The organism is Immundisolibacter sp., assembly GCF_050250495.1.
GTDB lineage: Bacteria > Pseudomonadota > Gammaproteobacteria > Immundisolibacterales > Immundisolibacteraceae > Immundisolibacter.
The window spans coordinates 61,632-83,701 of sequence record NZ_JBFWOM010000013.1; the positions used below are offsets into that span (position 1 = coordinate 61,632).

Below are 22,070 nucleotides of genomic sequence, written 5' to 3' on the forward strand. Positions count from 1 at the left end.
CGTGCCGTGGCCACGACGCGCTGCTTCGATCACGGTGCTGCTGGTCGCCGCGGCCAGCGCCGCGCCGCTGCCCTGGCTGCCGCTCGACAGGGACGGCGTGCACGACCCCAAGGCGCCGGGCCTCGCGCTGCTGCAGCAGCCGGCCGAGGCGCTGGCGCCCCTGCCGCGCGACACCGCCGGCAACGGCGTGCGCTGGGTGCAGGCGCTGGAGACCGGTGCGATCGCGCCGCGCAGCACGCTGCTCGGAAACACGCCGGTGCGCGTGCTCGACCAGGACCTGATCATCTCCAAGTTCGGCTCGATGCCGGCGGTGAAGTTTCCGCACCGCGCGCACACGCTGTGGCTGGACTGCAGCAACTGCCACCCGGTGCCGTTCAAGGACAAGGCCGGCGCGAACCGGTTCAGCATGACCGCCATCCTGAACGGCGAGCAGTGCGGGCTGTGCCACGGCGCCGTCTCCTTCCCGCTGACCGAGTGCAACCGCTGTCACAGCGTGCCCAATGCCTCGCTGCGCCGGGGGACCGCGCCATGAGGACAGGCCTGGTGCTGGTCAAGCTCGCCGCGGCACTGGCGCTTGGGCTGGTGCCGGCCGCCGCGCCGTTCGCCGAGTACGGCGACGTGGTGCTGAACAAGCGCTCCGAGGCCAACGGCGTGCGGCCGGTGGTGTTCCCGCACTGGTTCCACCGCATTCGCTTCCGTTGCAAGGTCTGCCACGCCGAACTCGGCTTCAGGATGCGCGCCGGCGCGAACGACGTGCTGATGGACGACATCATCGACGGTCGCTTCTGCGGCATGTGCCACAACGGCCAGATCGCCTGGGGGCCGGACCGCTGCGAGCTGTGCCACACCGGCCTGCCGGGACTGCCCTCGGGCATCGTCGGCGGCGCGCAGACCTCGGGGCCGGGGCGATGGTGAGCCGTCGTCGCCTCCTCGCGGCGGCCGGGCTGGCCGCCACGGGCTGCGCAAGCGAGCCGGCCGGCATTCCCGCGGCCGAACCGGCCGAATTCGCCACGCCCTGGCGCAGTGTGATCGGCGGTTTCCTCGCGCCGCCGACACCGGCCTTCGGGCTGCCCGCACGGCCCGGCAGCGGCGCCTTCGTCAAGTGGATCGCCCCGGCGGCCATCGCGCTGCGCGGCAACGACCTGCTGGTCGCGGACCTCGCCAGCGGCCGCCTCTGGCGCGCGGACCTCGGCCTGCAGAGCGTCAGCGCGATCGCCGGCGCGCCGGTCGGGCCGGGCACTGCGCTCGCGATCGGCCCCGACCTGTCGGCCTGGGTGCTCGACGTCGCCGCCCGCCAGGTGCTGCGCTTCGCGCGCGACGGCCGGCTGCTGCAGACCTTCCGTGCCGGCACGCCGACACCCGGGACGATGGCGCTTGCCGACAGCGGCGCGACGCTGATCGTCGCCGACGCGGGCCTGGCGCAGTGGGCCGAGCTGCGCAGTGCCGGGGCGATCGTGCCGACCGTGCTGCCCTCGCGTGCCGGGCAGCGTGTCACCGGCACCGACGCCATTGCCGTCGGCCGCGAGGCGGTCTACCTGCTCGACCGGGCCGCAGCGCGTGTCCACCGCGTCGCGCGTGACGGCCGCGTGCTGGCGAGCCTCGGCGAGGGCACGCTGAAGCAGCCGCTCGCGCTGGCCGTCGACCGCTTCGAGCGCGTCTTCGTCGCCGATGCGGCGGGGCCGGCGCTGCACGTGCTGCACGACGGCGAGGCGCCGCTCACGCTCGATGCCGCGGCGCTGCGCGTGCAGCAGATCGACGGCATCGCGGTCGACGAACGGGTGCTCGCGGTCGCCGACCGCGGGCTCGGCCAGGTGCAGCTCCTCACGCTGCGTGGCGGGGGGTTGCGGTGAGGGCGCGGCTCGCCGTGCTGGCGCTGCTGCTCGCCGGCTGCGCGAACGACGGCATCGTGCGCGGTCGCCTGCACCTGGGCCTTGCCGATGCGCCCGAAGGCCAGCGCCTGCTCTGGCCGCAGCCGCCCGAGGTGCCGCGCTTCGCCTACACCGGCACGCTCACCGGCGAGCCCAACTTCCGCCGCGACGAGGCGGCCACGAGTGCACTCGAAACCTTCGGCCGCTGGCTCGTCGGCCTGGACGGCCGCGGCCGCGCACCCATCGTGCTGCAGCGGCCCACGTCGGTGGTCGGCGACGAACGCGGCCGGCTCTACGTCAGCGACGCGAGCCGCCAGGCGGTGTTCGTGTTCGACGCGGCGGCCGGCGAGTTGCAGGTGTGGGAGCAGGCCGATGGCGCGCTGCGCTTCGTCGCGCCCAGCGGCCTCGCGCTCGCGCCGGATGGCGGGCTGTACGTGGCCGACGCCGAGCTCGGCGCAGTGGTCCGGCTCGATGCGGCCGGGCAGCCGCACGGGCTGATCGGCCGCGGCCGGCTGCTGCGCCCGACCGGCCTGGCGCGCGATGCGGCCGGCGGCCGCCTCTACGTCGCGGACACCACGGCGCACGACATCAAGGTGTTCGACGACGCGGGGGCGCTGCTGCAGGTGATCGGCCGGCGCGGTGAGGCCGAGGGCGAGTTCAACTACCCGACCCACCTCGCGTTCTCGCAGGGCACGCTGTACGTCACCGACACGCTGAACCACCGCGTGCAGGCCTTCGATGCCGACGGCCGGGTGCGCCGCATCGGCCAGCGCGGCCTGTACGTCGGCAACCTGGTGCGTCCCAAGGGCGTGGCCGTGGATGGCGAGGGCAACGTCTACGTCGTCGAGTCCTACTACGACAGCCTGCTGGTGTTCTCTGCGCAGGGCGAGTTCCTGCTGCCGATCGGCGGCACCGGCACCGCGACCGGGCGCTTCTACCTCCCGGCCGGCGTCTGGGTCGATGCGAAGAACCGCGTGCACGTGGCCGACATGTTCAACGGCCGCATCGTCTTGTTTCAGTTCCTCGGGGGAGGCTGATGCGCGCCTTCGCCCTCCCGCTCGCGCTGGTCGCCGTGCTCGCCGGTGCGCTGCTCGTGCGCGGCGCCGAGGCGCAGCGCATCGCCGACGTCAAGGGCACGAAGCACAACCTGTCCGTCGACGGCCCCGGGACGACCAAGGCCGCTGCGGCCGGTGGCACCAGCGAGGTCTGCGTGTTCTGCCATACGCCGCACGGTGCCGCGCAGCAGGACCAGGGCGGCACCGCGCTGCGCGCACCGCTGTGGAACCGGCGCGTGCCGACCGGCGCCACCTACACGCCCTACACCTCGTCGACGCTCGATGCGCAGTCGATCACCGATGGTTTGAACGCGCAGCCGGGCGGCAGCTCGAAGCTCTGCCTCTCGTGCCACGACGGCACGCTCGCGCTGGGCAACGTCAACGTGCTGAACGGCAACCAGAACGCGACGATCCCGATGACGGGCACCGGCCCCGGCGGCACGATGCCGGAGGGCGAAGGCAGCACGAGCGGCTTCACGCGCTACCTCGGCACCGACCTGCGCAACGACCACCCGATCTCGCTGACCTACAGCAGCGCGCTGGCAGTACGTGACGGCGAACTGCGCGCGGTCGATGCCGCGCAGCGCTGGCCGCCCGGCAGCGGCACGGTGATCGGCCTGCGCTCACCCGGGCAGAAGCCGCTGTTGCCGCTCGAGCCCACCGGCAAGAACGGCGCCGGCCAGGTGCAATGCGCCACCTGCCACGATCCGCACCTGCGCGAGCTCGATGCGGGCAAGGGCAACCAGAAGTTCCTGCGCGCGCAGCGCTTCCAGGAGGCGATGCCGACACCGGCGCACAACGTGCAGACCGACACCGTCTGCGTGGCCTGCCACGACAAGAACGGCGGCTTCGGCGTCTGGTCCTTCTCGGCCCACGCACGGCCCGAGGTCGCCGACGAGACCTACCTCGCCGCGGCGGCCAGCCTGCGCGAGTTCCCCACCGCGCTGCCGGTGTGGAAAGCGGCGTGCCTCAACTGCCACGACACGCACACCGTGCAGGGCGCACGCCGCCTCACGCGCGAAGGCACCGATGCGCCGCTGCCGCCGGGCAACCCGCTCGCGGCCAAACAGGGCGGCAATCCGGCGCTGGAGAAGACCTGCTACCAGTGCCACACGACCGGCGCGCAATCCGTGCTGGCGAGCACGGCACAGGTGCCCAACGTCGAGACCGACTTCAACCTCGCCGTGCGCATGCCCATCACGACGGCCGAGCAGGGCGGCACCACCGAGGAGGTGCACGACATCGCGTCGAACTTCAGCGAACTGGGGCTGGACTGCAGCGGCGCGGCAAACCGCTGCGGCGCCGATTTCCTCGAGCCGCGCGCCACGCTCGCGCAACGCCATGCCGAGTGCACCGACTGCCACAACCCGCACCGCGTCGTGAAGTTCCGCAGCTTCACCGGCGGCGCCGGCGGCCTGGCCGGCACGCCCGATGCGGCCGGCACGCACCGGCACGACGAGACTGCCGGCTATACCCACACCAACCTTGCCTCCGGCGTGCTGCGCGGCACCTGGGGCGTGGAGCCCGTGTACGGCTCGACCTCGTTCCAGAGCCTGCCCAGCAGCTACACCGTCAAGCGCGGCGACCCTGGTGCGAGTGCCGATACCTCGGCCGCGGCGACCTACGTCACACGCGAGTACCAGGTCTGCCTGAAGTGCCACTCGGACTACGGCTATGCCGACAACAACCTCTACCCGTCCGGCAACCGGCCCGCGCTCGGCCGCACGGGCGGCACGGCGCCCGGCACCAACAACCTGACCGTCTACACCAACCAGGCCAGGGAGTTCCAGGCGCCGGCCAGCCACCAGGGCGAGGGCACCAAGCCGAACAGCGGCGCGGGCTCGAACTTCGGCACCAACAACCATCGCGCCTGGCACCCGGTGATGGGGCCGACCGGGCGCAGCGGCGCCGGGGCGAACGCCTTCCGCGCGCCCTGGGGCAACGCGGTCGGCACGCAGACCATGTACTGCAGCGACTGCCACGGCTCGAACACGGCTGACAACAGCGTCATGCCGGTGGGCGGCGAGAACGGCTCGCCCTGGGGGCCGCACGGCTCGCAGAACGCCTTCCTGCTCAAGGGACTGTGGAACACGAACGTCGGCGCCGACAACCGCGGCGACAACGGCCCGAACGCCAACGGCCTGTGCTTCAAGTGCCACAACCCGGCCACCTACGCGAACCGCAACGGCAGCGGCACGACCGGCTTCTTCAACAGCGACCGCGGCAACCTGCACGCCTTCCACACCGACAAGATCGAGCGCATCCGCTGCAACTGGTGCCACGTCGCGGTACCGCACGGCTGGAAGAACAAGGCGCTGCTCGTGAACCTGAACGACGTCGGCCCCGAGGCGGGCCGCGCCGGCAACGAGGAATGGCGCATGAACGCCTCCGGCCAGGCCTTCAACCAGGAGCCCTACTACCTGAACGCGAAGCTGAAGGTGCGCAGCTTCGCGACCAGCGGAAGCTGGGTCGACACCAACTGCGGCTCGGCGAACTCGGCGACGAGCTTCGGCGCGAACGGCAACAACGCGACCAATGGCCGCGACTGGATGAGGGACGTCTGCAGCAACCCGCCATGAAGACACATTCGTTGCTCGCCCACTTCGGCTCGCTGCGCGCCACGCTGGCGTGGTTCGCCTTACTCGGCGCGGTCGTGCTGGCCGGCCGCGTCATCGGTGCGGGCTGGGCCGTGATGCTCGGGTTCGCCTTCGCCGGTCTCGGCATCAATCTGCTCGCCGCGCTCGTCGTGCATCCCGCGCTGCGCCGGCAGCTGCCTCTGCTGATCGTGCACCTCGCGCTGCTCGCGCTGGTCCTGCTCGCCGGGCTCGGGCGGCTCGTGTCGCTGGAAGGTCGCTTCGAGCTGACGCAGGGCGTGCCCTTCGACGGCACGCTGCTCGACGCGCGCCGCGGCGCATGGCACGGCGACGACCTGCAGCGCCTGCAGTTCCGCCACGAGGGCTTCGAGATCGACTACGCACCGGGCCGCAAGCGCGGCGCGACGCACAACCTCGTCGTCTGGCAGGACGAGCGCGGCACCGAACAGCACGCGGTAATCGGCGACCACCGGCCGCTGCGCCTCGCCGGCCATCGCATTTACACCAGCCCGAACAAGGGCTTCGCGCCGCTGCTGCGCTGGGTGCCCGAGCGCGGCGACGCAGTGACCGGCGCGGTGCACCTGCCGAGTTATCCGGCCAACGAACTGCGCCAGCACGTGGAGTGGACGCTGCCCGATGGCCGCACGGCGTGGGTGAAGCTGGAGTTCGACGAGACGCTGATCGCCACGGACGCCCCTGCGCGTTTCCGCCTGCCCGGGGAACACCACCTCGTGCTGCGCATCGGCGAGCGGCGCGCGGAACTGCAGCCTGGGCAGTCCATCGTGCTGCCTGGCGGTACCCTGGTGTACGCGGGCCTGCGCACGTGGATGGGCTATCGCGTGCACCACGACCCGACGCTGCCCTGGCTGCTCGCCGCCGCGCTCGTCGCCACCCTGTCGCTCGCGTGGCACTACACGCTGAAGTTCCGGCCAGCTGCGCTGCCTCAGCGTCTGCCGCTGGCCGAAGGGCGGGGTCATGCCTGAGTCGCTGTTGCTGTGGCTCGCCCTCGCGGCCTACGGCGGCGCCGGCGCGCTGTGTCTGCGCCGCGCGGCCGTCGCCGCGTTCCCGCTGCTCGCGCTCGCCGTGCTGCTGCACACGGGGTCCCTCGCGACGCGCTGGGCCGCGCTCGGCCACGGGCCGTTCACGACGATGCACGAGATACTCAGCAGCAACCTGTGGAGCCTCAGCCTCGTGCTCGTGCTCGCGGCCTGGGCGCTGCGCGAGGTGCGCGCGGTGCTCGGCGCGGCTCTGCCGGTGCTCGTGGTGCTCGGCGCCTGGCTGCTGCTGGCCGACGCGTCGCCGGGGCATCTGCCGTCGACCTATGCCACGCCGCTGCTCTACATCCATGCGCTGGTCGGCAAGGTCTACCTCGGGCTGCTGCTCGTCGCGGTCGCGCTCGGCGCGCGTTCATGGTGGCACGCCGACGCCGCGCGCAGCGACGAACTCGCGCACCGCTTCGCCGCCTTCGCCCTGGTCTTCGACTCGCTGATGCTGATCGTCGGCGCCGTGTGGGCACAGGACGCCTGGGGCCGCTGGTGGGCCTGGGATCCGCTGGAGAGCTGGGCCTTCGCGAGCTGGCTCGCGCTGGTCACGGCGCTGCATGCGCGCGCGGCGCTGCGGCCCACGCCGCGCCGTCACGCGGCATGGCTGGCCGGCGTGTTCGTGCTGGCCTTCCTGACCTTCTTCGGCGTGCCGTTCATCTCCACCGCACCGCATCAGGGGGCCTTGTGAAGCACGACCCGCTGCGCCGCGACCGGCGTCGCCTCGGTGCCTTGCTGACACTGGCGCTGGTGCTGGCGGGCGGCGCGCTGTTCCAGGCGATGTCCCCCGTGCACGGGGTGCCCGCCGCCGCTGCGCCGCGCGACGAGTTGCGCGAGCGCTTCGAGCAGGCGGCGCTGATGCTGCACGCGAAGCAGTACGAGCATGCGGTGACGGCTCTGCACCGCGTGCTCGAGCTCGCGCCGCGGCTGCCCGAAGCGCACGTCAACATGGGCTTCGCGCTGCTCGGTCTGAAGCGCCATGCGGCGGCGCGCGACTTCTTCGAGTCCGCGACGGTACTGCGCCCCGAGCAGGCCAACGCCTACTACGGCGCCGCGCTCGCGCATGAAGCCCTGGGCGACACCGATCTCGCGATCGGCGCGATGCGCAGCTTCCTGCACCGCGCGCGCGGTGCCGACGAGACGCATCTGCGCCGCGCGCGAGCCGCGCTGTGGGAGTGGGAGTCGAGCCGGAAACGATTCCCGGAGGCGGGAACGGATTCCCGCGAACGGGAGCGCCGGCCGTGACGGTGTTCTGGACCGTGGCCGCGCTGTTCGTCGCCGGCGCTCTGCTGCTGGTGCTGCCGCCGCTGTGGGCCGCCACCGAGCCGGGCGCGCCGCGTCCCTGGCGCCTCAGCCTGGCCATTGCGCTCGGCCTGCCGCTGGTAAGCGCCGCGGGCTACCTGTGGCTGGGCCATCCCGAAGTGCTGCAGCCGCTCGTGCGGCCGGACGCGGCGGAGACGATGCGCGAGGGTGTCACGCCGGAGCGCATCCGCCGCCTGGCCACCGGACTGGTCGAGCGGCTGAAGCGCGAGCCGCACGATGCACGCGGCTGGGTCATGCTGGCGCGCTCGTACACCGCACTCGGCCGCTACCGCGATGCCGTCACCGCCTATGGGCGCGCAGCCGAGCTGCTGCCGGGCGACGCCGGGGTGCTGGCCGACCAGGCCGACGCGCTGGCCGCCGCCCAGGGCCGGCGCCTGGGCGGCGGGCCTGTGCGCCTGGTTCAGCAGGCGCTCGATGCGGACCCGCGCCACCCGAAGGCGCTGGCGCTGGCCGGCAGCGCTGCCTTCGAGGCACACGACTATGCGGGCGCCTGCGGCTACTGGACACGCGCGATCGCCGTGCTGCCGCCGGGCTCGCCGATGGCACGCTCGGTGGCGGGAAGCTTGCATGAGGCACAACGCCTGGAGAAGGCCGACAATCGCCGCCCATGAAGCTGCACTGCATCGCCCGGCTGCTGGTTCCGTTCATGGTCGCCGGCGGCGCCCTCGCCGCCGACGAGATCCCCAAGGCCGCGTTGGAGGATGCGCGCAAGGCCTCGACCGAACTGGTCACCAACGTGCGCAGCGAGCTGCTCAAGGCCATCGACGCCAGCGGGCCGCTGCGCGCGATCGTGGTCTGCAAGTACACCGTGCCGGAGATCGCCTCGGCCATCTCGCGCAAGTACGGCGCAAGGGTCACGCGCGTCAGCCTGACGCCGCGCAACCCCTCGCTGGGCTGGGGGGACGCCTGGGAGCAGAAGGTGCTGATGGATTTCGACGAGCGCGTCGCGCGCGGCGAGAAGGCCGACGTGCTCGAGCATGCCGAGATCGTCAACGAACCGAGCGGCCGCTTCCTGCGCTACATGAAGGCGCTGCCGATGGTCGCGCCCTGCATGCACTGCCACGGGCCCACCGAGCAAATCTCCGCACCGATTCGCCAGCAGCTCACTCACGACTACCCGCACGACAAGGCCACCGGCCTCGTGCTTGGCCGCGTCCGCGGCGCGGTGACCTACAAGAAGCCGCTCTAGCGCAGCTCTAGCGCTTGCCTTGCAGATAGGCCGCTGCGTCGGCATGGCCTAGCGCGGCCGCGCGTTCGATCCAGCGCGCGGCCTCGGCCGCATCCTGCACGACGCCGCTGCCGGTCAGGAACAGGATGCCCAGGCTGTACTGCGCCTCGGCGTGGCCCTGTCGCGCGGCCTCGAAGTACCACTGCGCGGCAACGCGCGCCGGATCGGCATCGCCACTCAGCTCCACGAGGCCGTAGGCATACATGTTGCCTACCTGGAACTGCGCGTCGGCCAGCCCCTGGCGCGCGGCGCGCTCGAACCACTGCAGCGCATGCGCATCGCTCTCGCGCACGCCGTGGCCGTGGTAGTAGAGCAGCCCGAGGCGCAGCTGGGCGATGGGGTTGCCGCCGCGGGCCAGAGGCTCGAGCAGCCGCACTGCCTGCGGGTAATCCTTGCGCTGCAGCGCGGTGATGCCGTCTTGCAGCGGGTCGGCCTGCACCGAGAATACCGGCAAGGACAGGAAGGCGATGGCGAACATCAAGCGGCGGCGAGGCATCGGCGGTCTCCAGGCGGCACTGGCCGACAATGCAATCGCCGTTCCCGGCCATGGGTGAATCGACGACCGACCTGCCTCCGCTGCCGGCACGCCGTTCGCTGCGCGCGCGCGGCTGGCTGGCGGCGCTGGCGCTGCTGGCCTATCTGCTCGGGTCGGCGCTGTACGTGTCGCACGAACGCACCAACATCCTCGACAGCATCCATGCCCTGGAACAGCTGCAGCGCCACGACAAGGCGCTCGCGCTGGCCGAGGCCGCCGTCGGCGGCGCCGTGATCGACGTGGCCGAACTGAGCAGCGCCGCCTCCGGCGGCGACCCGCCGCTGCCGCAGGAGATCGTGCTCTACATGGAGACCTGTACGCGGCTGTTCGCGGCACTCGACGAGTTCGACCCGGCCTATGCGCTGCTGCAGCGTTCCGTGCAGCGCAGTTACGAGGGCCTGCGCGCGGCGCCAGTGCGCGCCAACTGGATCGACATGCGCGAGACGCTGCACCGCACGGCCGAGGCGCTGGAGGCCCGCCGTGCCACGCTCGGCGTGCAGATCCAGGCGCTCACCAGCGGCTACCAGCGCCAGTACGACCGCATCACGCTCGAGTCGCTGGTACTGGCCGTCGCGGGCTTCTTGCTGTTCGGCACGCTGGCCGCGTGGTTCTTCGGTCGCCTCGCGCGCGACATCGGCACGCTGGAGGCGCACGCGCGGGGCATCGTGCGCGGCGAACGTGGCGTGGTGCTGCCGGTGCGGCGCGACGACGAGCTCGGCCGGTTGATGCACGCGGTCAACCGCATGGCCGTGGACCTGGACGAACGCGAACGGCAGATCGAGCTGGACGGCGAGCGCCGCTCGCACGCCGAGAAGATGCGGTCGGTCGGCGCGCTGGCCGCGGGCGTCGCCCACGAGGTCAACAACCCGCTGGCAGTGATCAGTGGCGTGGCCCAGTCGCTGCGCTTGGCGCCCGATGCCGCCGCGACCGCCGCCGCAGCCACCACCATCCTCGAGCAGGCGCAGCGCGCTGCGCAGGCCGCGCGCGTGCTGGCCGAGGCCGCGGCGCCGTACTCCCCGGCGACCGACTGGGTCGACCTGAATGCACTGGTGCGGCGCGTGGTGCAGCTCAACGGCTACGACAAGCGCTACCGGAATGTCCGCATCGACCTCGAGCTCGATCCGCAGTTGCCCGCCGTGCGCACCTCGGCCGATGCGGTGCAGCAGGTGTTGATGCATTGGCTCGCGATCGGCTGCGAAGCGCTGGTCCGCGAGGGCTGCGGGGCAGTCGCCTCGCTGAGCACCTGCGGCGACGCGACGCAGGTCCAGGTCATCCTGCGCCTGCCCGCGGCCGTCGAACCCTGGCACGACGAACGGCAGCGCGATGCGCTGCTCGGCCGCGCGCTGATCGAGCCGCTGGGTGGCCGGCTTGTTCTTGCTCAAGACGCCGGGCCGGTGCTGCGCGTCCAATTGAGTCTGCCGATCGAAGGGATCGACCGGAAGGAATGAACGCGATGCCGGACCTCAATGTGCTGGTCGTCGACGACGAGCCGGCCATCCGGCAGGTGCTGAGCTCGGCGATCGGCAAGGCGGGCTATGCGGTGGACAGTGCCGCCTCCGCGTCCGAGGCGCTGGTCAAGCTCGATGCCGGCCATGTCGACGTCGTGCTCAGCGACATCTTCATGCCGGTCACCGACGGCATCGAACTGCTCAAGCAGGCGCGCGCGCGCGGCCACGCGTCGACCTTCATCATCGTCACCGCCTTCGCTTCCGTCGATTCGGCCATCGAGGCCATCAAGGCCGGCGCCTGGGACTACATCACCAAGCCGGTCCGCAACGAGGAGATCCTGCACCGGCTCGAGCAGATCGACGCGATGCGCGGCCTGCGCGAGGAGAACCGCGCGCTGCGCCGCCTGGTGATGGGGCCGGCAGCCGCGCCGTTTGCGTTCACGTCGCCGGCGATGCAGGCGGTGGAGCGACTGGTCGGCCGCGTCGCACCGACCGACAGCACCGTGCTCATCAGCGGCGAGAGCGGCACCGGCAAGGGCGTCACGGCGCGCCGCCTGCACGAACTCTCGGCGCGGCGCGACGGGCCCTTCGTCAGCGTGAACTGCGGTGCCATCCCCGAGAACCTGATCGAGAGCGAGCTGTTCGGCCATACCAAAGGCGCCTTCACGGGTGCCGACCGGCCGCGCAAGGGCCTGTTCGTGCAGGCCGACCGCGGCACGATCTTCCTCGACGAGATCGGCGAACTGCCGCTGCCGCTGCAGACCAAGCTGCTGCACGTGCTGGAGGCGCGCGAGGTGCGGCCGCTCGGCGCCGAGCAGAGCCGCCGCATCGACGTGCGCATCATCGCCGCGACGAACCGTGACCTTCCGGCGATGGTGGCGCAGGGCCGCTTCCGCGAGGACCTGTTCTTTCGTCTCAGCGTGTTCCAGCTCCCGATGCCGCCGCTGCGCGAGCGCCGCGCCGATATCCCGGCACTGCTGCGCCACCTGATGACAGGGCGTGGCCAGCCCTCCGGAACACGCCAGGCGCTGACGATCGACCCCGAAGCCGAGGACATGCTGGTCGCGTTCTCCTGGCCGGGCAACGTGCGCCAGCTCGAAAACGTGCTGCACCGCGCGGCCATCCTCGCCGACGGTGGCTGCATCCGCGCGGTGGACCTGCCCCCCGAGGTGTCGCGCGCGGCCGTGCCGTCGGTGCCCGCCGCGGGCGCCGGTGGCGACATGAGCCTGCGTGAACGGGTGCGGCGCTTCGAGCTCTCGCTGATCCTGCGCACGATCGAGGATGCCGGCGGCGACCGCCGGCTCGCGGCGCAGCGGCTGGGCATCGGTCTGTCGAGCCTGTACCGCAAGCTCGAGGAGTACCCGGGCGAGCCACCACCGCCGGCAGCCGCCTGAACGTTGCGGCAATACGGCGCGTGGCACGGAATTCGCAGAAGCGCGCGTCGTAAGCCGCAGGGAGGTGGTGCATGCGCAAGGTCGGGCGATGGGCGATGGCAGCGGCCACGGCATGCTGTGCCGCCGCGCTCGCGGCCGCGGCCCCGGCCGACGACCACCGCCGCGGGCTGCAGGCCTACCAGCGCGGCGACATCGTCGGCGCGATGGCCGCGCTGCGGCCCGCGGCTCGGGCCGGCCATGCGCCCTCGCAGGTGCTGCTGGCGTTCATCCTCGACCGCGGCGACTACCCCGAGGAGGCGGCGCTGCTGTACCGCCAGGCCGCGGAACAGGGCGACCCCGAAGGCCAGGCCGGCCTGGCGAACCTGCTGCTGACCGGGCGCGGCATTGCCAAAGATGAGAAGGCGGCTCTCGAGCAGCTCTCGAAGGCGGCGGCACAGGGGCATGCGGGGGCGAGGCAGGCGCTGGAACAGCTGGCGCGTCCCGGTGCGGCATCGGCGCCGCAGCAGCGATGAAGGCGGGACTGCTTGCGCTGGGACTGGCGGCGCTCTCGCCGGCCGGGCTGGCGGCCGATGTGATGCAGGGCGCCGACCTGTACCGCCGCCACTGTGCCGGCTGCCATGGTGGTGACGGCCGGCCGGTGATGCCGACGGCACCCGACTTCGCGCGGCCCGGCGCGCTGCTCAAGCCCGACCCGACCCTGCTCGCGGCGATCCGTGCCGGACGCGGCGCGATGCCCGCCTACCAAGGCCTGCTGCGCGACCGGGAGATCCTGGACATCGTGGCGCACCTGCGAACCTTGCGATGACCCTGCTGCATCGCCTCGGGCTCGCCGCGTTGCTCTGCGTGGTGGGCGGCAGTGCCGGCGCCCAGCGCGCCTGGCGCGTGCAGGACAGCTACGAGGTCGGCCCCGCGGTCTACGTCCGTGCGCTGACGGTGGAGGCGTCGCGCGGCGCGCTGTGGGTCGGCACCTCGGCCGGCGTGCACGAAGTCGAGCTGGCCGGCGGCAAGCTGCGCAGCACCTTCACGCGCAAGGAGGGCCTGGCCAACGAGTACGTGTTCGCGATCGGCATCGACCGGCAGGGTCACAAGTGGTTCGGCACCAATGCCGGCGGCGCCTCGCGCTACAAGGACGGGCAGTGGAAGACCTTCTTCCCGATGCACGGCCTGGCGGACTACTGGATCTACTCGTTCGCGCAGCAGAAGAACGGCGACTTCTGGATCGGCACCTGGGCCGGCGTCAACAAGGTCGACGGCCGCACCGGCAGGTTCAGCACCTACGTGAAGGAACTGGTCAACGAGTGGGTCTACGGCATCGCCGTCGATGCGCGCGACCGCGTCTGGTTCGGCACCGAAGGGGGCGTCACGCTGTACGACGGCAAGCGCTGGACTTCCTGGACACACAAGGACGGCCTGGGTGCGCCGAACAGCGACCAGCTGCCGTTCTCGACCAATACGGGTCTGGGTACACGCTCCCGCCACGACCTCACGGTCGGCGCTGACGGCCCGGGCACCTACAACCCGAACTACGTCTTCGCCATTCTCGCGGCGCGCGACGGTTCGGTCTGGGCCGGCACCTGGGGCGGCGGCGCGGCGCGCTGGGACGGCAGGGCCTGGACCAACCTGACGGTGGCCGACGGCCTGGCCGGCAACATCGTCTACAGCATCGCGCAGGACGACGAAGGCGCGCTCTGGTTCGGCACCAACCAGGGCGTCTCGCGCTGGGACGGCAAGGCCTGGCAGACGTTCGCGGTGAAGGACGGGCTGCTCGAGCGCAATGTCTACGCGCTCGCCGTCGCGCCTGGCGGCTCGGTATGGGCCGGCACGCGCAAAGGCGTGGTGCGCATCGCGCGCTGACCTCATGGCATCGAAAGGCAGGCTCATGGCCCTTCCGTTCAAGCTCGCCGGACTCGGCCTCATCGCGCTCGGCGCGGCGCTGGCGGCGGCTTACCAGCTCGGCCGACAGCAGGCCGAGCCGCCGGCCGCCGCAACGCCGATCTCCGCCGGCGCGAGTGCTGCTGGCGGCCCGCAGCGCGAAGGCAAGGTCGGCGCCGACGCGACGCAGAAGTTCACGCACTTCCGCGTCGGCAACAAGAACGTCAAGCGCATCTTCGTCGACGGCGACGTGGTCTGGGTCGGCACCTCCGGCGGCGCGGTGCGCTACGACACGCGCACCGACGAGTACAAGCTCTACGACACCGGCAGCGGCCTGCTGTCCAACGGCGTCTTCCACGTCGGCAAGCTCGGCGAGCGCATCGTGCTGGGCACCTACGGCGGCGGCCTCGCGCTGCTCGACCCGGCGACCCAGCAGCTCAGGACCTACAACATCCCCGAGGGCCTGGGTGATGCCTTCGTCTACGACGTGTTGAAAGCGAAGAGCGGCGACGTCTGGATCGCTACCTGGTCGGGTGTCAACCGCGTGCGCGGCGGCGACCTCGACGACCGCTCGAAGTGGGAACTGCACACCGTCGACAGCACCAAGGGCGGCCTTCCCAATGATTGGGTCTACGGCCTGGCCGAGGGGCCGAAGGGCGAGATCTGGCTCGCGACCGAAGGCGGGCTCTCGCGCTTTCATGACGGCCGCTGGCAGCACTGGAAACACGCCGACGGCCTGGGCGCACCGTACGCCAAGGTGAAGGATCAGATCGCCTTCAAGAACGACCCGGCCAAGGTCAGCGAGCACCACGCGAAGCAGAAGCAGGAGATGGGGCTCGCCGATGTCGACGTGGCCTACAACCCGAACTACATCGTCTCGCTGGCGGTCGACGCGCAGGGCGTGGTCTGGGCCGGCACCTGGGGCGGCGGGCTGTCGCGTTTCGACGGCAAGGCCTGGACGCAGTACACCGTCACCGAAGGGCTGCCGGGCAATCATGTCTTCATGCTGCACATCGACCCGCAGGGGCTGCTGTGGATCGGCACCAACAACGGCCTGGCCAAGCTGAAGGACGGCCGCTTCGAGGTGCTGACCACGCACGACGGCCTGTTCGGCAATGCCGTGTTCTCGATGGCCACCACCCCCGACGGCACGCGCTGGATCGGCAGCTTCGGCGGAGTGGCGAAGCTCCGGCCTTCCTGACGCGCTGCGGCCACACCACGCGCCCGCATGAACGCCTCGCTGCTGCACGACCTCGAGCCGAAGGATCTCGGTGCGCTGCTCGCACGGCTGCTGGCGATCGCCGACGACGCGGTGATCGTGGCCGATCGCGAGCAGCGCGTGGTGCTGTTCAACGAGGGGGCGGAGCGCATCTTCGGCCAGTCCGCCTCGGCCGTGCTCGGCCGGCCGCTGGCGCTGCTGTTGCCGGAGGCGGCCCGGGCGCGCCACGCCGAGCACCTGCAGTGCTTCGCGGCCTCGCCGCGCCTGGCACGGCGCATGGGAGAACGTGGCGAGATCCACGGCCTGCGCGCCGACGGCACGCTGTTCGACGCCGAAGCCTCGATCGCCCATGTCGAACTCGACGGCGAGGTCTACTTCACCGCCATCCTGCGCGACGTCAGCGAGGCGCGGTGCGCCCAGCTGGCCCTGGCGCGCAGCGAGGCACGTTTCCGCGGCCTGGCCGAGGCGGCGCCGGTGGGCATCTTCCAGACCGACCTGCAGGGCCAGTGCCAGTACGTCAACGACCGCTGGTCTGTGATGGCCGGCATGCCGGGCGACGAGGCGCGCGGCGGCGGCTGGCTGTGCGCCATCCACCCGGCGGACCGGGCGCGCGTGCAGCAGGCCTGGGCGGCGGCGATCGACGGCCCGCCCGCCTTCGGCCTGCGCTACCGCTTCCTGCGGCCCGACGGCGCCGAGACCTGGGTGATGGGCAACGCCGTGGCCAGCCGCGACGAGGCAGGCCGGCTCAGCGGCTTCCTCGCCACCGTGACCGACGTGACCGAGAGCCAGCGCCAGGCGCTCGCGCTCGAACAGGCCAAGTCCGAGGCCGAGGCGGCGGTACGCGCCAAGAGCCTGTTCCTGGCCAACATGAGCCACGAGATCCGCACGCCGCTGAACGCAGTGATCGGCATGACGACGCTGCTGCTGGACACGCCGATGTCCGAGGACCAGCGCGACTTCACGCAGACCATCCGCAACAGCGGCGAGACCCTGCTGGAAATCATCAACGACATCCTCGACTACTCGAAGGCCGACGTCGGCAAGCTCGAGATCGAGCAGCAGAGCTTCGACCTGCGCCGCTGCGTCGAGGAGTCGCTCGACCTGGTGACGCCGCGCGCGCAGGAGAAACAGCTCAACCTGGCCTACCTGATCGAGGACGGCACACCGGAGGCGCTGGTCGGCGATGCGACGCGCGTGCGGCAGATCGTCGTCAACCTGCTGTCCAACGCCGTCAAGTTCACCCACCAGGGCGAGGTGTTCGTCACGGTGGACAGCGAGCCACTTGCCGACGGCCGCGCGCGCGTGCACGTCGCGGTGAAGGACTCGGGCATCGGCATCGCCGCAGAACACCTGCCGCGCCTGTTCCAGTCCTTCAGCCAGGTGGACGCGTCGACGACGCGCAAGTACGGTGGCACCGGCCTGGGACTCGCGATCAGCCGGCGCCTCGCGGAGCTGATGGGCGGCACGGTCAGCGTCGAGAGCGAGCCGGGCGTGGGCTCGGTGTTCCACGCCAGCTTCGCGGCCGCGCTCGCACCCGCGGCGGTGGCGGCCGAGTTCCTGCAACGTGACGTGCCGGCGCTGGCCGGCAAACGGGTGCTGATCGTCGACGACAACCTGAGCAACCGGCGCATCCTCACGCGCCTCGCGCTGCGCTGGGGGATGCTGCCCTCGACACTGCCATCGGCGCTCGAGGCGCTGGACCGCGTGCGCCACGGCGAGTGCTACGACGTCGCGCTGCTCGACATGAGCATGCCCGGCACCGACGGTCTGGCGCTGGCGGTGGAGATCCGCCGCCGGCGCAGCCCGGACGAGCTGCCGATCGTGATGCTCACGTCGCTGGGCCAGCGTGCCGCGCTGCCGGCGCACGAAAGCGCCGCGCTGGCCGGCGTGCTGGCCAAGCCGATCAAGGCGGGCCAGTTGTTCGCCACGCTGGTCGCTGTGCTGCAGGGGCCGCGCCGGCCGCTGCCGCCCCCAGCTCCGGTACCAGCGGCGCCCGAGCCCGTGGCACTGGCGCGCAAGCTCCCGCTGCGTGTCCTGGTGGCCGAAGACCACGTGATCAACCAGCGCGTCGCGTTGCGCCTGCTGCAGCGCCTGGGCTACCGCGCCGATCTGGCGGCCAATGGCCTGGAGGTGATCGACGCGGTGGAGCGCCAGCAATACGACGTGGTGCTGATGGACATCCAGATGCCTGAAATGGACGGGGTGCAGGCGGCGCGCTGGATCGCACAGAGGCGGGGTGCCGGCGGCCGGCCGCATGTCATCGCCATGACGGCCAACGCCATGCCCGGCGATCGCGAGGCCTACCTCGCCGCCGGCATGGACGGCTACGTGGCCAAGCCGATCGAGATCGACGAGCTGGCTGCCGCGCTGCTGCAGGTCGGCCTGCCGGCCGCGCCGCGCGGTGTCGGGTTCAATGCGGACATGGTGGTCGACCCGGCCCGGCTCGAGCAGCTGCACGCGATGCAGGACGAGGCTCAGCCGAGCCTGGTGCGCGAGCTGATCGACCTGTTCGTCGCCGATTCTCCCGGGCACCAGGCCGCGCTCGCGCAGGCCGCCGATGCGGCCGACACGGTGCGGCTGCGCGCGCTGGCGCATCGATTCCTCTCGGTGAGCGAGAACATCGGCGCTCGGCGGCTGTCGGCGCTGTGCGTCGAAGTCGAGGGGCTGGCGCGGCAGGGCCGGCTCGACGGCGTGCCGCCGCTGGTGGGCGAGATCGGCCGCGAGCGCGAACGTGTGCAGGCGGCGCTGCTGGCCCTGCGGCTGCGGCATTGAACATGGCGCTCGGCGACAGGGCGGGGGTGTCGCGACGCGAGCTGCTCGGTGCCGCCGGCGCCGCACTGCTGCCGATGGCCGCCTGGGCCGAAGGTCTGCAGCGCCAGCACCTGAGCCTGTTCGGCGCTCCCTGCACCCTGCTCGTGCCCGGGCATGTGCCGCTGGCGGCGCCGGTGGCGCTTCGGCTGTGGCAGCGGCTGCGCCATCTGCACGAACAGTGGAATGCCTGGAAGCCCGGCCTGCTCGGTGACTTGAACGCGGCGCTGCGCGCCGGCCGGCCCGCCGTCGTGCCGGCGGACCTGTACGGCGTCCTGCAAAGTGCACAGCAGATCGAAGCGGCATCCGGCGGCATGTTCAATGTCGGACTCGGCGGTGTCGTCGGTGCCTGGGGCTTTCACGCCGATGAACTTCGGCCAGGTCCAGCGCCGCGCGCGGCGCTGCTGAGGCGTTGGCGCCAGGCGCCGCCCGGACTGCTGCATGCCGAGTTCCGCGCCGGCCACATCATCGGCCGCCACCCGGCCTTGCAGGTCGACCTCGGCGGCTATGCCAAGGGCACGGCCGTCGACGAGGCGCTGGACGGCTTGCAGGCCGCCGGCATCTGCGATGCGCTGCTCGACCTGGGCGGGAACCTCGCCGTCAGCGGGCAGGGTGCCGACGGCCCGTGGCGCATCGGCATCCGGGATCCCTTCGGTCCCGGGCTGGTCGCGGCAGTGCGCAGCCGTGGCCGCGAGGCCGTGGTCACGTCAGGTACCTACGAGCGCTTTCGCGAGGTCGACGGGGAGGTGGCCAGCCATGTCATCGACCCGGTGAGCGCGCGGCCGGCCGCGGGCCTGGCCAGCGTCACGGTGGTCCATCCGTCGGCGGGGATGGCCGATGCCGCCGCGACCGCACTGCTGGCTGCCGGCCCGTTGCGATGGCAGGCGCTGGCGCAGCGCCTGGGTCTGCAGCAGGTGCTGGTGATCGATCGCCATGGCCGTGCCGCCGCGCACGCGCGCCTGGCCGCCCGGCTCGAGGCGCCAAGCGGCGCGTGGCGGCGCGCACTGCGCATCATCTGACACCGGCGTGGCCCCGGTCACGCGCGCGGCCCTCAAGGCCGGTCGCAGAATGCCGAAACGATGGCGTCGGGAGACGCCATGCCTCGAGCCCTCGCCCTTGCCGCGTTCCTTGCTGCGGCCACCTTGAACAGCCACGCCGTTGCCGGAACGCATTGGTCCTGCGCCTTGTCGGAGGACGCCGTACGGCTCGTCTGCATCGCCGGCGCCGAACGGGTAGCCGACGAAGGTCCCTCGCCGGCCGCTTCGGCGGTCGTCAACGGCACCGCCTTTCCCCTCGACCCCGGCCGTCGCTACGTGGTTGAGCTGTGGAGCCCGCCCACGGACATGGAATTCGTCGATCGACTCGCGCGCGCGACGATCTGCTACCGCAGCCCGGGTTGCAGCGTCAGCGTGACGCCTTGGCGAGTGGGACGCCTGCACGCCGGGCGCTGACCAACTGCCGAGCTTCCGCCCGGGTGCCTGCGCGCTTTGATCCACCGGTACTGCGCAATTCCCCACGGCCGCTCCCTGGCCGGAGCCAATGTCAGCCGTCAGGCATTGCGCTCAGTGGGGCATGGCGCTCGCTCGCGAAGGCTCCCGCGTACGAACACCGAGTTCCCACCATCTTGACCGACCGGCAGCTTGCTGGGTGCACCTGCCGGTCGGCCAGAAGACCGCGACGGGCTCCTTTGGGTCGTCTGGAGCCGCCCGGTCTTCGCCGACGAACGGCCGGTGTACATCAGGTTGCCGACCTTGGGTTCGGGCCGCGGCGCCGTCAGACCGCGGTGACGTTGAAGCGATCGCAGAGGTCATCCACCTGCCGCGCCTTGAGCTTCTCGGCGCGCCGTTTGCGCAGTCCACTGCGCTCGAAGATGGCGTAGGCGAACCCCTTGTTCATCTGCCGTGACACGTACCGGATTCCATCCCAGCGCGGACTCGCACCGTGGATCGCACGTGCCCAAGCCTGGCTCGCCGTGTAGTCGGCGGATGCGCTGATGTCGTTGTTCAGGCCCAGGGCCTTGAGCGCCGCACCGGTCAGGTCAGCTAGCACCAGTGTCTTGCGCTGGGCACAGGCAAACCGCACGACCGATCGCTCGGTCAGCTCTGCGGCGGACACCTCGTAGGTGCCGCCGACGAACCGTCCGGATTCATGGATGACACTTTCCGCGAAGGCCACCTCGATGTTGCTGGCGGTGTAGCAGGTCCCGAACGCGCCTGCACGGCCGGGATCTGGATCATCGAAGCGATAGACGCCAGCCGACCAGTACGGCTCGGTGGCCGGATGCCGGCTCAGCCGCACGAGCGACGCCACTTCGATCCTGACCGGCCTAAGCAGGTCCTCGAAAGTTCCGGACTCAGGCAGCCGCAGCGACACGCGCGGCTCCCCGCTCGCGCGCCCAGGCGGAAGCCAGCCGCTCGACCTTAGACACAGGAGTTCCCGCCTCCAAGGCGACCGCGACGCTCTTGCCTGCCAGGGCACCGTGGTCGCGCAGCCAGAACATCAGCTTCTCGCTGGAGCTGAGATCACCAAGTGCACGGCAGACGGTGGCCACGGTCTCGCGGTCCATGCCCATGAACGCCTGTGGGTAGTACAGCCGGTTGCCGATCTTCACTGCGAAGACTTCGCCCCTGTCTGCGGCCGGCGCCAAGGCCTGACGCGTAAGTCCCCAGGCTTGTGCGAGTTGCTCGCCAGGCACGACGAGGCCATCCTTGACCCACTGGACCCGCGCTGCCTCGCCGCGTGCGGTAGCACCAGCGAGGCCACCGGCCTTTCCTTGTTGGGTGCTTGTCGTGGACACGTTGGCAGGCGCGGCCCGCGCACGCACACCCCGCGTCCTGGGCGCAGGCAACCCTTGTTTGGTCACCGCCAGGCGAAGGCTGCCAAGGTCTTCGCTGAGGCGTCCAACGGTGGCTTCGAGCTGCGCGATCCGGCGCAGCAGTACAGGGGTGCTGAGATCTGTGCTCATACGTGGATTCTAAGCAAGGACCGACAACGAAGCAAATGCGGAAAATGCAGAAAGTACCGCAGGCGGCTGGCAGGCGACGCTGTGGTTCAGCCTGAAGAAGCACCGGGTTCAGGCAGAGGCCCAGACGAGCACGAGTCTGGCGGTGCAAGCCTTCGAGGGCAGGCCTCTTGAAAGCACCTATGCCTCAGGCCATGTGCCAGGGCGATGGCCGCCGCCGATGCGTCGGGCTCATCCGCGGCGGCACGCAACTGTGCGTACGCTGGCCCTCGACGCAGGCTACCTCGTGCGCCGTCTGGCTGCGCGAACTGGTCGTCACGGCGTTGAAGGAATGATCAGGATCGATGCGCTGTGGCTGCATTGCTGCCAATCATCGGCACTTGGCGTACGGCCGAGCGCACACCGTATTGCGAAGGAGTGCGGCAGCGGCAGCGACTTGGCATGTGTGGCAACCCTACTGACAGACTTCAGATCCACGCGATTTGTCCGGGTGACTTTTGGGTGACTTTCCTGTGCAACACAGTTCAGAACAGGGCGAAATGGATCGGAACGGACGGCATCAACCCCTGAAAAATCAATAACTTAGCGGTGTGGCAGAAACTACGAACCAAGGGGTCGTGGGTTCGAATCCTGCCAGCCGCGCCACTCTCATCGACGGGCCAGTCCTCACCGGGGACTGGCCCGTTTCTCTTCTTCGGCGCTGGTGGGAACGGGGGCACCGTTT

23 protein-coding genes are annotated in these 22,070 nt (G+C 71.2%); 19 read left to right on the plus strand and 4 right to left on the minus strand.

Going from position 1 to position 22,070, the window contains the following annotated elements; translation table 11 throughout:
• The first annotated feature begins 1 nt into the window (after position 1).
• The 10 genes from AB7F93_RS09955 to AB7F93_RS10000 are packed head-to-tail and all read left to right on the plus strand — an operon-like array spanning position 2 to position 9,069.
• On the plus strand, positions 2-532 hold the full coding sequence (locus AB7F93_RS09955; RefSeq protein ID WP_428302753.1) for a c(7)-type cytochrome triheme domain-containing protein: 531 nt from the start codon (positions 2-4) through the stop codon (positions 530-532).
• On the plus strand, positions 529-915 hold the full coding sequence (locus AB7F93_RS09960) for a c(7)-type cytochrome triheme domain-containing protein (protein WP_428302754.1): 387 nt from the start codon (positions 529-531) through the stop codon (positions 913-915). Before AB7F93_RS09955 ends, AB7F93_RS09960 begins: the two co-directional genes overlap by 4 nt.
• The gene (locus tag AB7F93_RS09965) at positions 912-1,850 is read left to right on the plus strand and encodes a hypothetical protein (RefSeq protein ID WP_428302755.1); all 939 of its coding nucleotides are present in this window, start codon (positions 912-914) and stop codon (positions 1,848-1,850) included. Before AB7F93_RS09960 ends, AB7F93_RS09965 begins: the two co-directional genes overlap by 4 nt.
• Positions 1,847-2,905, plus strand: a complete 1,059-nt coding sequence (locus tag AB7F93_RS09970; protein WP_428302756.1) for a 6-bladed beta-propeller — start codon at positions 1,847-1,849, stop codon at positions 2,903-2,905. Before AB7F93_RS09965 ends, AB7F93_RS09970 begins: the two co-directional genes overlap by 4 nt.
• On the plus strand, positions 2,905-5,502 hold the full coding sequence (locus AB7F93_RS09975) for a cytochrome c3 family protein (protein ID WP_428302757.1): 2,598 nt from the start codon (positions 2,905-2,907) through the stop codon (positions 5,500-5,502). The genes AB7F93_RS09970 and AB7F93_RS09975 overlap by 1 nt, the downstream gene beginning before the upstream one ends.
• Positions 5,499-6,500 carry a cytochrome c biogenesis protein ResB gene (locus AB7F93_RS09980; protein ID WP_428302758.1) on the plus strand — a complete coding sequence of 334 codons (1,002 nt, stop codon included), beginning with the start codon at positions 5,499-5,501 and terminating at the stop codon, positions 6,498-6,500. The genes AB7F93_RS09975 and AB7F93_RS09980 overlap by 4 nt, the downstream gene beginning before the upstream one ends.
• Positions 6,493-7,248, plus strand: coding sequence for a cytochrome c biogenesis protein CcsA (gene ccsA, locus AB7F93_RS09985; RefSeq protein WP_428302759.1), 756 nt, complete (start codon positions 6,493-6,495; stop codon positions 7,246-7,248). Before AB7F93_RS09980 ends, ccsA begins: the two co-directional genes overlap by 8 nt.
• Positions 7,245-7,802, plus strand: coding sequence for a tetratricopeptide repeat protein (locus AB7F93_RS09990; protein ID WP_428302760.1), 558 nt, complete (start codon positions 7,245-7,247; stop codon positions 7,800-7,802). Before ccsA ends, AB7F93_RS09990 begins: the two co-directional genes overlap by 4 nt.
• Positions 7,799-8,491: a tetratricopeptide repeat protein gene (locus AB7F93_RS09995; protein ID WP_428302761.1), complete on the plus strand. Its 693-nt coding sequence runs from the start codon at positions 7,799-7,801 to the stop codon at positions 8,489-8,491. The genes AB7F93_RS09990 and AB7F93_RS09995 overlap by 4 nt, the downstream gene beginning before the upstream one ends.
• On the plus strand, positions 8,488-9,069 hold the full coding sequence (locus AB7F93_RS10000) for a Tll0287-like domain-containing protein (protein WP_428302762.1): 582 nt from the start codon (positions 8,488-8,490) through the stop codon (positions 9,067-9,069). The genes AB7F93_RS09995 and AB7F93_RS10000 overlap by 4 nt, the downstream gene beginning before the upstream one ends.
• Before the next feature lie 7 nt (positions 9,070-9,076).
• Here the strand turns inward: AB7F93_RS10000 and AB7F93_RS10005 are convergent, their stop codons facing one another.
• Entirely contained in the window at positions 9,077-9,604 is a 528-nt protein-coding gene (locus AB7F93_RS10005) for a tetratricopeptide repeat protein (RefSeq protein ID WP_428302763.1), read from the minus strand.
• Positions 9,605-9,654: 50 nt separating this feature from the next.
• Here AB7F93_RS10005 and AB7F93_RS10010 point away from each other — a divergent pair, with 50 nt between their 5' ends.
• The 9 genes from AB7F93_RS10010 (at position 9,655) to AB7F93_RS10050 (ending at position 19,835) form a co-directional block, all read left to right on the plus strand.
• A complete protein-coding gene (locus AB7F93_RS10010; RefSeq protein ID WP_428302764.1) occupies positions 9,655-11,091 on the plus strand; it encodes a histidine kinase dimerization/phospho-acceptor domain-containing protein in 1,437 nt (478 codons plus the stop codon).
• 5 nt (positions 11,092-11,096) lie between these two features.
• The gene (locus AB7F93_RS10015; protein ID WP_428302765.1) at positions 11,097-12,485 is read left to right on the plus strand and encodes a sigma-54-dependent transcriptional regulator; all 1,389 of its coding nucleotides are present in this window, start codon (positions 11,097-11,099) and stop codon (positions 12,483-12,485) included.
• Between the two features lie 71 nt (positions 12,486-12,556).
• The gene (locus AB7F93_RS10020) at positions 12,557-12,997 is read left to right on the plus strand and encodes a tetratricopeptide repeat protein (protein ID WP_428302766.1); all 441 of its coding nucleotides are present in this window, start codon (positions 12,557-12,559) and stop codon (positions 12,995-12,997) included.
• Positions 12,994-13,290, plus strand: a complete 297-nt coding sequence (locus AB7F93_RS10025) for a c-type cytochrome (protein ID WP_428302767.1) — start codon at positions 12,994-12,996, stop codon at positions 13,288-13,290. The genes AB7F93_RS10020 and AB7F93_RS10025 overlap by 4 nt, the downstream gene beginning before the upstream one ends.
• Positions 13,287-14,339, plus strand: coding sequence for a ligand-binding sensor domain-containing protein (locus AB7F93_RS10030; RefSeq protein WP_428302768.1), 1,053 nt, complete (start codon positions 13,287-13,289; stop codon positions 14,337-14,339). Before AB7F93_RS10025 ends, AB7F93_RS10030 begins: the two co-directional genes overlap by 4 nt.
• 25 nt (positions 14,340-14,364) lie before the next feature.
• Positions 14,365-15,558, plus strand: a complete 1,194-nt coding sequence (locus AB7F93_RS10035; protein WP_428302769.1) for a ligand-binding sensor domain-containing protein — start codon at positions 14,365-14,367, stop codon at positions 15,556-15,558.
• A 27-nt stretch (positions 15,559-15,585) separates the two neighbouring features.
• A complete protein-coding gene (locus tag AB7F93_RS10040) occupies positions 15,586-18,348 on the plus strand; it encodes a response regulator (RefSeq protein ID WP_428302770.1) in 2,763 nt (920 codons plus the stop codon).
• 2 nt (positions 18,349-18,350) lie between these two features.
• Positions 18,351-19,403 carry an FAD:protein FMN transferase gene (locus AB7F93_RS10045; RefSeq protein WP_428302771.1) on the plus strand — a complete coding sequence of 351 codons (1,053 nt, stop codon included), beginning with the start codon at positions 18,351-18,353 and terminating at the stop codon, positions 19,401-19,403.
• Positions 19,404-19,481: 78 nt separating this feature from the next.
• Positions 19,482-19,835 (plus strand): hypothetical protein, encoded by a 354-nt coding sequence (locus AB7F93_RS10050; protein WP_428302772.1) that lies wholly within the window; start codon positions 19,482-19,484, stop codon positions 19,833-19,835.
• Positions 19,836-20,157: 322 nt separating this feature from the next.
• Here AB7F93_RS10050 and AB7F93_RS10055 read toward each other — a convergent pair whose 3' ends face one another.
• The 3 genes from AB7F93_RS10055 to AB7F93_RS10065 form a co-directional block, all read right to left on the minus strand.
• Positions 20,158-20,757, minus strand: a complete 600-nt coding sequence (locus AB7F93_RS10055; protein WP_428302773.1) for an RES family NAD+ phosphorylase — start codon at positions 20,755-20,757, stop codon at positions 20,158-20,160.
• Positions 20,738-21,349, minus strand: a complete 612-nt coding sequence (locus tag AB7F93_RS10060; RefSeq protein ID WP_428302774.1) for a hypothetical protein — start codon at positions 21,347-21,349, stop codon at positions 20,738-20,740. Before AB7F93_RS10060 ends, AB7F93_RS10055 begins: the two co-directional genes overlap by 20 nt.
• A gap of 521 nt (positions 21,350-21,870) precedes the next feature.
• A partial coding sequence (locus AB7F93_RS10065; protein WP_428302775.1) for a hypothetical protein occupies positions 21,871-22,070 on the minus strand: 200 nt, incomplete at its 5' end.

What these genes read in the sequence shown, in the direction of transcription:
- AB7F93_RS10025 (WP_428302767.1), top strand. Translation starts at nt 12,994, where the DNA reads ATGAAGGCGGGACTGCTTGCGCTGGGACTGGCGGCGCTCTCGCCGGCC.
- AB7F93_RS10030 (WP_428302768.1), top strand. Translation starts at nt 13,287, where the DNA reads ATGACCCTGCTGCATCGCCTCGGGCTCGCCGCGTTGCTCTGCGTGGTG.
- AB7F93_RS10060 (WP_428302774.1), bottom strand. Translation starts at nt 21,349, where the DNA reads ATGAGCACAGATCTCAGCACCCCTGTACTGCTGCGCCGGATCGCGCAG.
- ccsA (WP_428302759.1), top strand. Translation starts at nt 6,493, where the DNA reads ATGCCTGAGTCGCTGTTGCTGTGGCTCGCCCTCGCGGCCTACGGCGGC.
- AB7F93_RS10045 (WP_428302771.1), top strand. Translation starts at nt 18,351, where the DNA reads ATGGCGCTCGGCGACAGGGCGGGGGTGTCGCGACGCGAGCTGCTCGGT.
- AB7F93_RS09960 (WP_428302754.1), top strand. Translation starts at nt 529, where the DNA reads ATGAGGACAGGCCTGGTGCTGGTCAAGCTCGCCGCGGCACTGGCGCTT.
- AB7F93_RS10010 (WP_428302764.1), top strand. Translation starts at nt 9,655, where the DNA reads ATGGGTGAATCGACGACCGACCTGCCTCCGCTGCCGGCACGCCGTTCG.
- AB7F93_RS10040 (WP_428302770.1), top strand. Translation starts at nt 15,586, where the DNA reads ATGAACGCCTCGCTGCTGCACGACCTCGAGCCGAAGGATCTCGGTGCG.
- AB7F93_RS10035 (WP_428302769.1), top strand. Translation starts at nt 14,365, where the DNA reads ATGGCCCTTCCGTTCAAGCTCGCCGGACTCGGCCTCATCGCGCTCGGC.
- AB7F93_RS10000 (WP_428302762.1), top strand. Translation starts at nt 8,488, where the DNA reads ATGAAGCTGCACTGCATCGCCCGGCTGCTGGTTCCGTTCATGGTCGCC.
- AB7F93_RS10050 (WP_428302772.1), top strand. Translation starts at nt 19,482, where the DNA reads ATGCCTCGAGCCCTCGCCCTTGCCGCGTTCCTTGCTGCGGCCACCTTG.
- AB7F93_RS10005 (WP_428302763.1), bottom strand. Translation starts at nt 9,604, where the DNA reads ATGCCTCGCCGCCGCTTGATGTTCGCCATCGCCTTCCTGTCCTTGCCG.
- AB7F93_RS10020 (WP_428302766.1), top strand. Translation starts at nt 12,557, where the DNA reads ATGCGCAAGGTCGGGCGATGGGCGATGGCAGCGGCCACGGCATGCTGT.
- AB7F93_RS09980 (WP_428302758.1), top strand. Translation starts at nt 5,499, where the DNA reads ATGAAGACACATTCGTTGCTCGCCCACTTCGGCTCGCTGCGCGCCACG.
- AB7F93_RS09975 (WP_428302757.1), top strand. Translation starts at nt 2,905, where the DNA reads ATGCGCGCCTTCGCCCTCCCGCTCGCGCTGGTCGCCGTGCTCGCCGGT.
- AB7F93_RS10015 (WP_428302765.1), top strand. Translation starts at nt 11,097, where the DNA reads ATGCCGGACCTCAATGTGCTGGTCGTCGACGACGAGCCGGCCATCCGG.